The 13,808-nt window shown below is 36.9% G+C and carries 11 protein-coding genes; 9 read left to right on the top strand and 2 right to left on the bottom strand.

Going from position 1 to position 13,808, the window contains the following annotated elements; translation table 11 throughout:
• Nucleotides 1-77: 77 nt before the first annotated feature.
• The 8 genes from BUE24_RS10065 to BUE24_RS10030 all read left to right on the top strand — a co-directional run bounded on the left by BUE24_RS10065 (nucleotide 78) and on the right by BUE24_RS10030 (nucleotide 8,715).
• Nucleotides 78-695 carry a DUF3103 family protein gene (locus BUE24_RS10065; RefSeq protein WP_073315893.1) on the top strand — a complete coding sequence of 206 codons (618 nt, stop codon included), beginning with the start codon at nucleotides 78-80 and terminating at the stop codon, nucleotides 693-695.
• Nucleotides 696-1,277: 582 nt separating this feature from the next.
• The gene (gene trhO, locus BUE24_RS10060) at nucleotides 1,278-2,309 is read left to right on the top strand and encodes an oxygen-dependent tRNA uridine(34) hydroxylase TrhO (RefSeq protein ID WP_073315892.1); all 1,032 of its coding nucleotides are present in this window, start codon (nucleotides 1,278-1,280) and stop codon (nucleotides 2,307-2,309) included.
• A gap of 154 nt (nucleotides 2,310-2,463) precedes the next feature.
• Nucleotides 2,464-3,744 (top strand): PSP1 domain-containing protein, encoded by a 1,281-nt coding sequence (locus BUE24_RS10055; protein WP_073315891.1) that lies wholly within the window; start codon nucleotides 2,464-2,466, stop codon nucleotides 3,742-3,744.
• Nucleotides 3,731-4,225: a gliding motility lipoprotein GldH gene (locus BUE24_RS10050; RefSeq protein ID WP_073315890.1), complete on the top strand. Its 495-nt coding sequence runs from the start codon at nucleotides 3,731-3,733 to the stop codon at nucleotides 4,223-4,225. Before BUE24_RS10055 ends, BUE24_RS10050 begins: the two co-directional genes overlap by 14 nt.
• Nucleotides 4,226-6,568: a penicillin-binding protein 1A gene (locus BUE24_RS10045; RefSeq protein WP_073315889.1), complete on the top strand. Its 2,343-nt coding sequence runs from the start codon at nucleotides 4,226-4,228 to the stop codon at nucleotides 6,566-6,568.
• A gap of 100 nt (nucleotides 6,569-6,668) precedes the next feature.
• On the top strand, nucleotides 6,669-7,370 hold the full coding sequence (locus BUE24_RS10040; RefSeq protein ID WP_073315888.1) for a CoA transferase subunit A: 702 nt from the start codon (nucleotides 6,669-6,671) through the stop codon (nucleotides 7,368-7,370).
• Nucleotides 7,371-7,405: 35 nt separating this feature from the next.
• Nucleotides 7,406-8,047 carry a peroxiredoxin gene (locus BUE24_RS10035; protein ID WP_073315887.1) on the top strand — a complete coding sequence of 214 codons (642 nt, stop codon included), beginning with the start codon at nucleotides 7,406-7,408 and terminating at the stop codon, nucleotides 8,045-8,047.
• A gap of 11 nt (nucleotides 8,048-8,058) precedes the next feature.
• On the top strand, nucleotides 8,059-8,715 hold the full coding sequence (locus tag BUE24_RS10030) for a CoA transferase subunit B (protein WP_073315886.1): 657 nt from the start codon (nucleotides 8,059-8,061) through the stop codon (nucleotides 8,713-8,715).
• 608 nt (nucleotides 8,716-9,323) lie between these two features.
• Here the strand turns inward: BUE24_RS10030 and BUE24_RS10025 are convergent.
• Together BUE24_RS10025 and BUE24_RS10020 are read right to left on the bottom strand one after the other, a co-directional pair.
• Nucleotides 9,324-10,151: a M57 family metalloprotease gene (locus BUE24_RS10025; RefSeq protein WP_084549482.1), complete on the bottom strand. Its 828-nt coding sequence runs from the start codon at nucleotides 10,149-10,151 to the stop codon at nucleotides 9,324-9,326.
• Nucleotides 10,152-10,513: 362 nt separating this feature from the next.
• A complete protein-coding gene (locus BUE24_RS10020; protein ID WP_073315884.1) occupies nucleotides 10,514-12,208 on the bottom strand; it encodes an ABC transporter ATP-binding protein in 1,695 nt (564 codons plus the stop codon).
• A gap of 104 nt (nucleotides 12,209-12,312) precedes the next feature.
• Between BUE24_RS10020 and BUE24_RS10015 the strand changes: the two genes are divergently transcribed.
• Nucleotides 12,313-13,791: a sensor histidine kinase gene (locus BUE24_RS10015; RefSeq protein ID WP_073315883.1), complete on the top strand. Its 1,479-nt coding sequence runs from the start codon at nucleotides 12,313-12,315 to the stop codon at nucleotides 13,789-13,791.
• Nucleotides 13,792-13,808: the final 17 nt, after the last annotated feature.

Genomic DNA, 13,808 nt, shown 5'->3' with positions numbered 1-13,808 from the left:
TGAAACATATGTTCAAGTAGGCTTTCTTGGGTCGATTTACTTTTAGATCCGATATCTAACTTTAAAATTCAATTATCATGAAAAAACTATTTTTTATCATTGGGATACTGGTACTAGCACAAATATCCTGTGAAAAAGAAGCATTAGAAGAATTACAAATGGAAATATCTATTACCGAGAGTCAAAAAATGTATCCAACAGCATCATTTCCATTATCAACTACACCATCTCCAACAAAAATGATGCTTTATGAAATTCGCTTATCTGATGACAAGGAAAATAGATTACGAGGAAAGGCAGACATTTATGCAATTATTTCAGGATTTAAAGACGAACAGAAAAATCCACTGGTAAAAAAGGTGCAATTAAAATTTTTGGATCACGATAAGAGGATTTATCGGCCAGAAAACTTTATTCTAGTTGATTGGACCGAGTTTAAGTTGAATACGGTAAGAATTGAATTATGGGAACATGATTGTTGTTTTGGTTCTGGCCATTTTCGCAACGAATTTGTAGATGGAGAGTTTGCGAATATGAGTGAGTTTGAAGCTTTGGATGCAATCTACCAGAAGTTTATTTATTTTGGGATAGAAGATGATAAGGTAGATCTGTTTAAGTATGTCGAGAAAAACCGGAACTATTATAATCATTTTGGCAGTTTGAATAATGCTAGAGTAAAATTTTTCAAAAGGTAATAACAAGTATGTGATGATCTAATGGTGGTCTAATCAACCTATTGAGAATACTAAAAAAAACCAGATTTAAATAGAATGGCTATGGGCTTAAATACGATGTCCATTCCTTTTGGAGTAAAGGTTATAACTAACACAAAGATTTCGGATAAATCTACATAGAATGAGTTCTCCATTTAAGATAACCACGTACCATCAATAAACAATTCACAAGATGCATAAATGCTAAAAACCAAAGTGAAGTTACAACACATACGACTGCTGCTAATAACTGGCCAATAGCCATAAAAGAATAGCCTTGTAAATGTTTTCGGTTTAATAACTCAAAAGCGATTAGTATTAAAATAGCAGACATCACTTCGACGACGGTTTGTATAACTTCTATGGACATTAGTAACTTGGTATAAATTAAAGTAAACTAAAAATAAAGCAATCTTTTCAAATATTGGGGTTATACTATAATATACTTAAAGTACGAGGCTAACCTGAAAAATATCTTGCATTAGTTTCTAAGCATTTTTTATTCCGTAGAGTATTTGTACTTTTGCGCAAAATATCTTTTTTAACTTAAAACATTAGTATAGCATGCAACTGTACAATAAATTAAGTGCAAAAGAAAGAGCAGCTCTTATCGACGAAGCCGGTACGGATCGACTTACGCTTTCTTTCTACCAATATGCACATATCGGAAATCCAGAAATTTTCAGAAACCACCTTTTTATTCATTGGAACGAACTCGATGTACTAGGACGTATCTATGTAGCCAAAGAAGGGATAAATGGACAACTTTCTGTACCAGCTCCTAATTTTTTGACTTTCAAAGAACATCTGGATAGTATTTCTTTTCTTGAAAATGTTCGTTTGAATATTGCTCGCGAACAGGATTCGAAATCTTTCTTGAAATTGAAGGTGAAAGTAAGGCATAAAATTGTAGCCGATGGCTTGAATGATGATACCTTTGATGTTACCAACAAAGGAGTGCATGTAGATGCCCAGCAATTTAATGAGTTGATCGAAAATCCTGATACGGTGTTGGTAGACATGCGTAACCATTATGAAAGTGAAATTGGTCATTTTAAAGGAGCCGTAACACCAGATGTGGATACGTTTAGAGATTCTTTGGATATTATCGAAGAAGATCTGACAGAGCATAAAGAAGATAAAAATCTTGTGATGTATTGTACGGGTGGGATTCGTTGCGAAAAAGCAAGTGCCTATTACAAACATAAAGGATTCAAAAACGTATATCAGTTAGAAGGTGGTATTATCGAATATGCCCGACAAGTTGAAGAAAAAGGATTGGAAAATAAGTTTTTGGGTAAAAACTTTGTTTTTGATCACCGTCGAGCAGAGCGTATTTCAGAGGATGTAATTGCCAATTGTCATCAATGTGGTAAACCTTGTGATACCCATGTAAACTGCGCAAATGAAGCTTGTCATTTGTTGTTTATCCAATGTGAGGATTGCGCGGCAGCTATGGAAAACTGCTGCTCTGATGCTTGTAAAGAGGTAAATCGTTTACCATACGAAGAACAAAAAGCTTTAAGAAGAGGAAAAGGGAATAGTAACCAAATCTTCAAAAAAGGTCGTTCTGAAGCGCTGATTTACAAGAAGTAATGCTAAAATACAAAAGATACTATGGTTGATAATTTTTTTCATAGTATCTTTAACGATTGAGATGCCGGAAATCCAGTGTTTTTCTGGCTTTAGTAAGAACCATATTTGTAGTGATGTAAATCATCATGTACAAATTTCAATATAGTAGGAACATATGGGGTGTAGTAGTTGTTCTTCCGGAAAAGACGGACAACCGAAAGGATGTAAGAATAACGGTACCTGTGGTGCCGATGGATGTAATAAATTAACAGTTTTTGACTGGTTGTCAAATATGTCGCTTCCCAATGGAGCAGCACAATTTCCTTTTGCCGAAATACGATTCAAAAACGGCAGAAAAGGCTATTTCAAAAATACAGAAAATCTTTCCTTAAGTATCGGTGATATTGTCGCTACCGAAGCTTCTCCCGGTCATGATGTGGGCATGGTTTCCCTAACCGGAGAATTGGTACGTATCCAAATGAAAAAGAAGAAGGTAGAAGAAGAAGGGGATGATATCAAAAAAGTATACCGTAAAGCTTCTCAGAAAGATATAGATATCTGGCAAAAGTCTCGGGATCGCGAAGAAAAGATGAAGGTGAGAGCTCGAGAAATTGCAATACGACTGGAATTACAAATGAAAATTTCGGATATCGAATTTCAAGGAGACGGATCTAAAGCTACTTTTTATTACACTGCAGAAGAACGTGTAGATTTTAGACAATTGATCAAAGAATTTGCTCACGAATTCAATACTCGAATCGAAATGCGTCAGGTTGGTTTTAGACAAGAAGCTGCTCGACTAGGAGGTGTGGGATCTTGTGGTAGAGAACTGTGTTGTTCTACCTGGCTTACCGATTTTAGATCGGTAAATACCAGTGCAGCAAGATATCAGCAATTATCATTAAATCCTCAAAAACTTGCAGGGCAATGTGGTAAGCTGAAGTGCTGTTTGAATTATGAGTTAGACGCTTATATCGAAGCTTTAAATAGTTTTCCTAAACTAGAAACAAAACTGAAAACAGAAAAGGGGACTGCAGTATGCCAGAAAATAGATATTTTTAAAGGGCTATTGTGGTATGCTTATGAAGGAGAATGGATGAACTGGCACAAAATATCTGCCGAAGATGCAAGTGAAATTATTGCAGCAAATAACAACGATGAAAAAGTAGCTAGCCTAGAAGAGTTCGCTTCAGAATTGATGGAAAACACTAAAACCGATTTTGAAAACGTTGTAGGACAAGATAGTTTAACCAGATTCGATCAGCCAAAACGAAGCAAAAGAAGGAGGAAAAATCGAAACAGAAAGAAAAACTCTGGTAATGCTTCTTCGCAAAAACAAATGGCTACATCGAATGCATCAAAAGGAGGGAACCCTGAAAAGAAAAACACCAATAAGTCAAAGAACCAACGTAACAAAAGACATCGTTCACGTAATAAAAACAATGATAAATCTTAAAGGTATAGGTTGGATCTGTGTGATACTACTGTTGTTGTCATGTGATGATCAACAAATTTTTGATCAATACCAAACGGTGGCAGAATCATGGGAACGGGATGAAAAAATAAACTTTTCATTACCTTCACTCGATCCCGAAAAAGAATACAATTTGTTTATCAATGTACGTAATACTAACGATTACAAATACAGCAATTTGTTCTTGATCAGCGAAATGAGATTTCCTAATGGAAAGGTAGTGACTGACACCTTAGAATATGATATGGCAGCACCCAATGGAGAATGGTTGGGAGCTGGTTTTTCGGATGTAAAAGAGAATAAACTTTGGTATAAAGAGAAAGTAAAGTTCATTGAAGATGGGACGTATGAGATTACCTTACAGCACGCAATGCGTAAAAATGGAAAAGTGAATGGAATTTACGCTTTAGAAGGAATAACAGATATTGGATTTAGAATAGAAGACGCTCAAAACCTTAAATAAATGGCAAAGGCAACACCCAAATCAAGAAAAAGAACACCAAAAAAAAAGGCAGGAACCAGTACGTTAAAGTTTATTAAGGCGTTTTGGATTGCATTTGGAACCGGGATCCTTTTGGTGATATTATTATTCTTATTAGCAAGTTGGGGCGCATTTGGAGAAATGCCCACTTTTGAGGAGTTAGAAAATCCGCAAAACGATCTTGCTACGCAAATCATCTCTTCTGATGGTGCGCAGATCGGTACATTTTTTAAAGAAAATCGTACTCCGGTTAGCTATAATGAACTTTCTGAAAACTTGGTACATGCATTAGTGGCTACCGAAGATGCCAGATATTATGATCATTCTGGGATTGATGCACGAGGAACCATTAGAGCTTTTGCTTTTTTAGGAAAAAAAGGAGGGGCGAGTACGATTACACAGCAATTGGCAAGACAGTTGTTTGTGGGGGTAAGATCAAGAAATATATTCGCAGCGATTACTCAAAAAGCAAAAGAATGGGTGATTGCAACCAGATTAGAAAGACAATACACCAAAGAAGAAATCATGACCATGTATCTCAACAAATATGATTTCTTAAATCAGGCGATCGGGATTAGTTCTGCATCGAGAATTTATTTTAATCGTGATACCCCAAAAGATCTTAAGATCGAAGAGGCGGCAGTTTTGGTAGGGATGCTAAAAAATTCATCTCTTTTCAATCCACTAAGAAGACCAGAATTGGTTAAAGATAGAAGGGATGTTGTATTAAGCCAAATGGCAAAATATGGATATATTAATACTGCGCAAAAAGATAGCTTACAACAATTACCGCTTAAGTTGGATTATGCACCAGAGGGTCACTCTGACGGAACAGCTACTTATTTTAGAGAATTTGTAAGAAGTTGGATGGGTGATTGGGTAAAGAAAAATCCAAAAGGAGTGAACGAAGAAGGAGAGGAAGAATTCTTCAATATTTATAGAGATGGATTACGTATCAATGTAACCATCGATTCTAGAATGCAAAAATATGCCGAAGAAGCTACTCGTGAGCATATGGCAAATCTTCAAAAAGAATTTGATAAGCAAGAAACAAAGAATAAAACCACTCCATTTAGAGATATTACCAAAGCCGAAACGCAAGGGATCATCAATAGAGCGATGAAAAGTTCTGCCAGATGGAAATCCATGGTAGCTAATGGGAAAAGCGATAAGGAAATTCGTAAGTCTTTTGAGGAAAAGACGGAGATGAAGATTTTCAGCTGGAAGGGAGAAATAGATACCATTATGACTCCCAAAGATTCCATCCTATATTACAAGAAATTTTTACGCTCTGGTTTGATGTCTATGGAACCGCAAACAGGTCATGTAAAAGCCTGGGTGGGAGGTATCAACTATAAACATTTTCAATACGATCATGTAGATCAGGGAGCGCGACAGGTAGGATCAACGTTTAAGCCTTTTGTATATGCTACGGCGATTGATCAATTAAAACTATCACCTTGTGATACTTTGCCAAGGTCGCAAATTACTATTCCAGTAGATTCTCATGGGGTAGTAGATAAAGACTGGACTCCAAAGAATAGTGATGGAGAATACAGTGGTTACCTAAGTCTAAAAGACGCATTAGCAAAGTCGGTAAATACCATTTCTGCACGTTTGATGGATAGAATTGGTCCAGACCCTATTGTTCGTCTTGCTCAAAATACAGGAGTTAAATCAGAAATACTACCGGTAGCATCTATATGTTTAGGATCTGTAGATTTAAAATTGTCTGAAATGGTAGGAGCTTACAGTACGTTTGCCAATCAGGGAATCTATACCAAGCCTGTAATGATTACTAGTATTGAGGATAAAAATGGAACTGTACTCTATCAATTTGTACCAGAAACCAGAGATGTGATCAGTAAAGAAGCTGCTTATGTTACCATCAATTTGATGGAAGGGGTAACCCAATCGGGATCTGGGGTTCGACTTAGAACGGGACCTTCTACGAGATACGACATTAAGAATGTAGTAACAGGGCATCCATACGAGTTTAATAACCCAATTGCAGGGAAAACAGGAACCACGCAAAACCAAAGTGATGGTTGGTTTATGGGGATTGTTCCTAATCTTTGTACAGGGGTTTGGGTAGGTGCAGACGATCGTGCTACACACTTCGAAACTACAACCTTTGGTCAGGGTGCTACTATGGCTTTGCCAATATGGGCACTGTATATGAGAAAATGTTACGAAGACAAGGATTTGAATGTGTCAAAAGATGCATTTCCAAAACCCGAAGGTCTTACGATCGAAGTGGATTGCGAAGAATTTAAAAAGAGCATTACTCCAGAGGAAAATATCGACGACGAATTCTCTCTGTAACCGTATTTTTCAGACCTTTAAATTATTCATAAAACTCTCATTGTTCAAACGATTTAGTACTATTTTTTTAGTACTTTTAGTTCGCTAAAATTTGAACAATATGATTCGTAAAACGGTACCCAATGTTGCCGAAGCTTTATCAGGTGTAAAAGACGGAATGACCTTTATGCTGGGTGGATTTGGATTGTGCGGTATTCCCGAAAATGCAATTGCCGAACTGGTTAAATTAAACGTTACCGATGTAACTTGTATTTCTAACAATGCCGGAGTTGACGATTTTGGATTAGGGCTTTTACTTCAGAAGAAACAAATCAAAAAAATGATCTCCTCTTATGTGGGAGAGAATGACGAGTTCGAACGCCAGATGTTGAGTGGCGAATTGGATGTCGAATTGATTCCTCAAGGAACCCTTGCAGAGCGTTGTAGAGCTGCTCAGGGTGGTTTTCCTGCCTTTTATACTCCAGCAGGTTATGGTACCGAAGTAGCCGAAGGAAAAGAAACAAGAGAATTTAATGGCAAAATGTATGTGTTAGAACATGCGTTTCAGGCAGATTTTGCTTTTGTAAAAGCCTGGAAAGGAGATGAAGCTGGAAATCTGATTTTCAAAGGAACGGCAAGAAATTTTAATCCTTGTATGTGCGGAGCAGCAAAAATCACCGTTGCCGAAGTAGAAGAACTAGTTCCTGCAGGTACCCTGGATCCGAATCAGATTCATATTCCTGGAATATTTGTACAGCGTATTTTTCAGGGAGAAAAATATGAAAAGCGAATCGAGCAACGAACTGTACGCCAAAAAGCATAAAAAGATACTTTTAATACCTTAAAAACACATAAATCATGTCAGCATTACGATTAGGAGACGAAGCACCAAACTTTACAGCGCAAACTACAGAAGGAGAAATAAATTTTCATGATTGGCTAGGGGATAGCTGGGGAGTACTTTTTTCGCACCCTGCAGATTACACCCCTGTATGTACTACAGAATTAGGAACCGTGGCAAAATATACTGATGCATTTAACGCAAGAAATGTAAAAGTAGCCGCGTTGAGTGTAGATGGATTAGAATCTCATCACGGTTGGATCAAAGATATTAATGAAACCCAGGAAACTACAGTAAACTTTCCTATTATAGCAGACGAGGACAGAAAGGTATCAGAGTTATATGATATGATTCATCCTAATGCAGATAGCCAACTTACGGTTCGTTCTGTTTTTGTTATTGGTCCTGATAAGAAAATAAAATTAACCATAACGTATCCAGCTTCTACAGGAAGAAACTTTGATGAGTTAATACGTGTTATCGATTCACTTCAGTTAACGGCTTATCACAAAGTTGCTACTCCTGCTAACTGGAACCAAGGAGACGATTGCGTAGTGGTACCTTCTGTGGCTACAGAAGAAATTCCCAACTTATTTCCAAAGGGACATAAAGTGATTAAACCGTATTTAAGAACTACACCACAACCAAATTTGAATTAAGAAGTTAATATATGCTAGATAAAAACGGAATAGCAAGGCGCATTGCCAAAGAACTACAGGATGGGTATTTTGTAAACCTTGGGATAGGAATACCCACCTTGGTGGCTAATTATATTCCTCAGGGAATAGAAGTAGAGTTCCAAAGTGAAAATGGGGTATTAGGTATGGGCCCTTTTCCTTTTGAAGGAGAAGAAGATGCAGATATTATCAATGCAGGGAAACAAACCATAACAACGATGCCAGGAGCGTCTTTTTTTGATTCTGCTATGAGTTTCGGGATGATTAGAGGGCAACATGTGGACCTTACCATACTAGGGGCTATGGAAGTTTCAGAAAGCGGAGATATCGCCAATTGGAAAATACCAGGAAGAATGGTTAAAGGAATGGGTGGAGCTATGGACTTGGTGGCTAGCGCAGAAAACATTATTGTGGCAATGATGCATACCAATAAGGCTGGGAAGTCCAAATTGCTGAAGGCTTGTAGCTTACCGCTTACTGGAGTGAATTGCGTAAAGAAAATCGTTACTAACCTTGCACTCTTGGAAGTTGTAGACGGAGGTTTTAGATTATTGGAAAGAGCTCCGGGAGTAAGCATTGAAGATATCCGGAAAGCAACCGAAGGAAATTTGATCGTTGAGGGAGAAATCCCCGAAATGATACTCGACTAATTCTTTATACAGGTTTACGAATAATAATTGAGATACTACGAATAATAATTTTAAAAGTGCATCGTTATAGTGATATACATCTCGCAAACTCAATTTTGAAAGAAAAATACTACAATTTCTTCAGATTTTCTATCGTCTTAAACCTTTGCTTTAACCTGTAAAAACAAGCTTTTAAAAGTTAAATGTTAAAATTTTGTGTTTTTTGTCGATTTATTAGGCATTTAAACGTAATTATTGAAAATATTTTGCATATTAGTGTCCCCTTAGAAAATCGTGTCCCCTTTACACATTATTTTTTAAGATTAAACAAAGTATTAACCCACACATATTGTCCCTATTATGAAAAAACGTATAAATCGCTTACAGAAGTCAGTTAAACCAACTATGGAATTACTTTCTAACTGTGTGTATTTAGCGAAAAAAGTATTTTTGTTGATGTGATTTTTTGTTGTTAATCAATCGCAACCTCCCCAAGTCGCGATGAATTAAACCTGTTAATCTACTAAGCTTAACAGGTTTTTTTAGTGCCTATTAATTGCCTTCCAAAGAATAAAGAATAAAAAAGCGGAGTAACCCCCGCTTTTATCTTTACACAATATCTTATAGATTTAGTACACAAAACGTAATGCTGTTCTATCGGCAGCAGTAAATGGTCTGTCACTTCCATCACTGCAAGCTAGCATCCATGATCCATTTTCGGGACCTCTTGGTGTTCCAGGAACAAATAGAGCTCCAGGATTGCTAAAATCTTGCTCATTTACAGGTTCTCCACCACAACTGAAAGAGCGATCAAAGAGGTCGGTATGTCTAAATCCAATAGCATGACCAATTTCATGAGCGATAACCGTTGGAGCATCTGCAGGTGTTCTTGATCCAAATACTTTTGAATTTAATGTAATAGGAGTAGCAGGTCTTCCATTTCTTGGGAAACCAGCACTTCTCCCTAATACCACATTACCTTGTGGAGTATTAGGAATATCTCTTAGTAAAATTGCAATATCAGACGCAGCTTCGCTCGAAACACTTCTAAATGTAAGATTTATATTAAGCTCATTGTAGCGATTTAGCGCTTCATTAAAGGCTGCCCGCATTGTTGAACTAAAAGAAGGATCTAGAAACACATCTACTGTTACAGCGCGATCCCTAGGCAAAAGACTTGGAGTTACATAGTGCTTTTCTAAATCATCAGAGGGCTGTTGCTCCTTTAGTAGATCACTGATCATAGCTTTGTCCAGAAATATATCTCCTTCTACAACGACGCCTTTTTTTCCGTCTAATTCGGCTTCGTACATCGCCTCTGTAACAAAACCTAAAGAAGCTATCTGGGACTCCAAAATAGATTGTTCTGTGGTCTGAGGTTCATCGGCATCAGACTGGCACGATACTGCCATTAATAGTACTGTGCCTAAACAGGCAAATAACATGTTTTTTTTCATAATTAAAATAAATTGAATTTGTATTAGGCATCAATTTATATAAAATGAAAAGTTGGATTTTAACAGTTTTAACATTGATTGTTTATAAGGAATAAGGTAAAGCCATACGCTAGTGAATGTATATCCAGTAATTAAGAAATTCTATAGAATTTAAAGTATTTTTTTGACCGAATCTATGCAATTGATTTTCTCATTTTTAGGCTATAAGTGTACTTTGTATTATGGGTTTCGCCGATATGTATTAAAGATGTTAAAATAGATATAAAGCAAAATTCTGAGTTAAGAGTTTTTACTAAAGATTTAACAAAGTTTAGGAAAAGTTTTATAACTCTAGAATGAACTTTTGGAGTAAAAGAATAGGATTACATTCCTTTTGGGATGGCCTGAATTAGTTTTTTGGTGTATGCTTTTTCAGGATGGTTATAAATTTGATCTGCATCTCCGCTTTCTTCAATTTTACCTTCATTCATTACAAGCAATTGATCAGACATGTATTTTACCACTGCTAGATCATGTGATATGAAGATATAAGTAAATCCGAATTTCTCTTTAAGCTCATTCAGAAGATTTAATACTTGTGCCTGAACAGAAATATCAAGTGCGCTTACCGATTCATCACAAATAATCAACTTAGGCTGTAGTGCAATAGTTCTGGCAATCCCAATACGTTGGCGTTGCCCACCACTAAATTCGTGAGGGTACCGATCAAAATGACTGGCTTCTAAGCCTACACGTTCTAATAATTCGATCACCTTTTCTTTGCGCTCTGTATCTGATGCGTACAGTCCATGAACCTTCATAGGTTCCATAATCGCCTTACCCACGGTTAGTCGTGGATTTAACGAAGCAAAAGGATCTTGGAAAATAAGCTGTATTTCTTTTCGAAGCGATCTGATTTCAGTATCAGATAACTGCGTTAAATCTTGCCCTTTATATAAGATCTGCCCCTTGCTGGCTTGATCAAGTCTAAGAATGGTGTTTCCCAAGGTCGATTTACCACATCCTGATTCTCCAACCAACCCCAGAGTCTCTCCTTCAAATAATTGAAAACTCACATCATTTACCGCCTTAAATTCAGTTTTCCCAAACCAACCGACATTAGAGAAGTACGTTTTCTCGACATTTACAACTTCTAGCAATGGGGGTTTGCTATATAACTCCTTATGCTGTTGCTCACGTTGCGCCGTTGTAATCACTTCTCGATCATCACCATGGGTATCTTTCAAATAGTCTGATATGGTAGGTAATGTTTTGAATCTTACATCTAGCGTTGGTCTTGCATTGATGAGTGCTTTGGTGTAATCTTCTTGAGGATTATTAAAAATGGCATTAGTTTCTCCGTATTCAATCATTCGCCCCTGATACATCACCAGCACATGATCTGCGATTTCTGAGACAAGAGATAGGTCATGAGAAATGAATAACACACTCATTTTATATTCTTGTTGCAGTGCTTTTAATAGGCTGATGATCTCTTTTTGTACAGTGACATCCAAAGCCGTTGTGGGCTCGTCGGCAATCAAAAGTTTGGGTTTACAAGCAATTGCCATGGCAATCATAATACGTTGTTTTTGCCCACCACTCAATTGATGCGGATAAGATGTATAGGCTCTTTTGGGATCGGGTAACTTAACTTTTTCAAAAAGGGAAAGTACTTCGGTTTTAATTTCACTCTTTGAAAGTGTGGTATGAAGTGCTAATATCTCTCCCACTTGTTTTCCACATTTCATAGAGGGATTGAGAGAACTCATCGGTTCCTGAAAGATCATCGCAATCTCGTTTCCACGAATCTTACGATATGCTTTTTCAGAAAGTGACGATAGAGAAGTGCCGTTGTAAAGAATATTCCCTTGAGATATTCTGGCAATTTTTTGAGGCAAGAGTCCTAATATTGCTAGCGAAGCAACCGATTTTCCACTTCCGGATTCACCAACAACACCTAAAATCTCATTGCTATAGATGTCGAACGAAATGTTATGAAGTACCTTATTTTCTTCTTTTTTTGAAAAGAAGGAAACACAAAGATCTTGTACAGAAAGCAATATTTCTTGACTCATTTTGTAAAGCTAAATAAAATTAAGGAATGGTCTGTGCCTTGGGATTTGTTTTTCGCACTATTTTTTGGTGCGATATTTGTTATATTTACCTATCAAAATTGGATATGAAGCTATACAAACTCTCTCTCCGTACACGGATTTTTATTTCGATGACCGTTTTGGTCTTGTTGGCTTCGATATTAATTGCGGCGGTTACCATATATCAATATAAAGAAGAAGCCGAAGATTATCACAGAGAGCGTTTAGAGCGAAAAGAAACTCGAATCCAGATTGCGATCAATAATGCATTACGCAGCACAACCTATCCGGTAGATGAGGAACACCTCTCCAAAATCTTTGGGTATAAACAAAAGATCTATCAAATTTCTGAAGAACATTCTTTGCCAATTAACATCTATGGATTGTCTGGAGAACTATTGATCAAGTCCGAAGGAATTTTTGCCAAAGACACAACAGATAAACAGCTAAGTCCTAAAATATTGGATACCCTGGCTTCTTTGTATGACAAGAAGTATTTGGTGAAATCCGAAAAAAATGGAGTTCGTATTCTATCTTCTTATACGTTCATTACTGATTTTAAGTCCAAACCTCTGGGAATTTTAAATTTACCGTATCTGGAAGACGATGATTTGATTACCCGAGAGTTGTTTGAATTTTTACAACGATTGGGGCAAGTGTATTTGTTAATGTTGCTGATTGCTATTGCATTGGCATACTTTTTATCCAAGTACATTACACGATCTTTAAAAACGATTTCAGAAACCATAGATCAAACCCGATTGGATAAGCGTAATAAGCGGATAGGTATTATTGATGCCAGTGAAGAGATATATTCGTTAGTGAGTGCTTATAACAGTATGATCGACGAGCTTGAAGAAAGTGCTGCTATGCTTGCCAAAAGTGAGCGGGAAGCCGCTTGGCGAGAAATGGCAAAACAGGTAGCGCACGAGATCAAAAATCCTTTGACACCTATGCGACTTACAGTGCAAAGTTTTCAGAGAAAGTTTGATCCCGAAGATCCCAAAATTCAACAAAAAGTACAGGAGTATAGTAACACCCTTATCCAACAAATTGATACCATGAGTTCTATCGCCTCGGCATTTTCAAATTTTGCACAAATGCCAGCGCAAAAAAGTGAAACTTTGGATGTGGTAAAAATTGTAGGATTGGCGTTGGATATTTTTAACGAAGATTACATTATTTCGCCTTCAGAAAAAGGAGAGATTATTGCCAAATTTGATAGAACACAGTTGATACGGGTGGTTACCAATCTGGTCAAAAATGCAATACAAGCTATCCCATCAGATCGCACTCCAAAAGTGATTGTAAATGTATTTACTGAAGATGGAAACGTAGTCATTACAGTTGCAGATAATGGTATAGGCATTACTGAAGAAAATAAAAAGAAGATTTTTGAACCTAAATTTACCACAAAGTCAAGCGGAATGGGACTTGGTTTGGGAATGGTGAAAAATATAGTGGAAACCTATAAAGGAAGTATTACCTTTACCTCGCAAGAAGGAAAAGGAACGATCTTTAAAGTTTCTTTTCCCAGAGAATCAAAAATAGAAACTACTGCGTAAAATGAGCCATGATTATT

This window comes from Aquimarina spongiae (assembly GCF_900141785.1).
Classification (GTDB): domain Bacteria; phylum Bacteroidota; class Bacteroidia; order Flavobacteriales; family Flavobacteriaceae; genus Aquimarina; species Aquimarina spongiae.
This window is presented reverse-complemented; position numbering and strand designations above follow the sequence as displayed.

Excerpts from the sequence above, each read along its gene's own strand:
- BUE24_RS10065 (WP_073315893.1), top strand. The coding sequence starts at position 78 with ATGAAAAAACTATTTTTTATCATTGGGATACTGGTACTAGCACAAATA.
- trhO (WP_073315892.1), top strand. The coding sequence starts at position 1,278 with ATGCAACTGTACAATAAATTAAGTGCAAAAGAAAGAGCAGCTCTTATC.
- BUE24_RS10055 (WP_073315891.1), top strand. The coding sequence starts at position 2,464 with ATGGGGTGTAGTAGTTGTTCTTCCGGAAAAGACGGACAACCGAAAGGA.
- BUE24_RS10050 (WP_073315890.1), top strand. The coding sequence starts at position 3,731 with ATGATAAATCTTAAAGGTATAGGTTGGATCTGTGTGATACTACTGTTG.
- BUE24_RS10045 (WP_073315889.1), top strand. The coding sequence starts at position 4,226 with ATGGCAAAGGCAACACCCAAATCAAGAAAAAGAACACCAAAAAAAAAG.
- BUE24_RS10040 (WP_073315888.1), top strand. The coding sequence starts at position 6,669 with ATGATTCGTAAAACGGTACCCAATGTTGCCGAAGCTTTATCAGGTGTA.
- BUE24_RS10035 (WP_073315887.1), top strand. The coding sequence starts at position 7,406 with ATGTCAGCATTACGATTAGGAGACGAAGCACCAAACTTTACAGCGCAA.
- BUE24_RS10030 (WP_073315886.1), top strand. The coding sequence starts at position 8,059 with ATGCTAGATAAAAACGGAATAGCAAGGCGCATTGCCAAAGAACTACAG.
- BUE24_RS10025 (WP_084549482.1), bottom strand. The coding sequence starts at position 10,151 with ATGAAAAAAAACATGTTATTTGCCTGTTTAGGCACAGTACTATTAATG.
- BUE24_RS10020 (WP_073315884.1), bottom strand. The coding sequence starts at position 12,208 with ATGAGTCAAGAAATATTGCTTTCTGTACAAGATCTTTGTGTTTCCTTC.
- BUE24_RS10015 (WP_073315883.1), top strand. The coding sequence starts at position 12,313 with ATGAAGCTATACAAACTCTCTCTCCGTACACGGATTTTTATTTCGATG.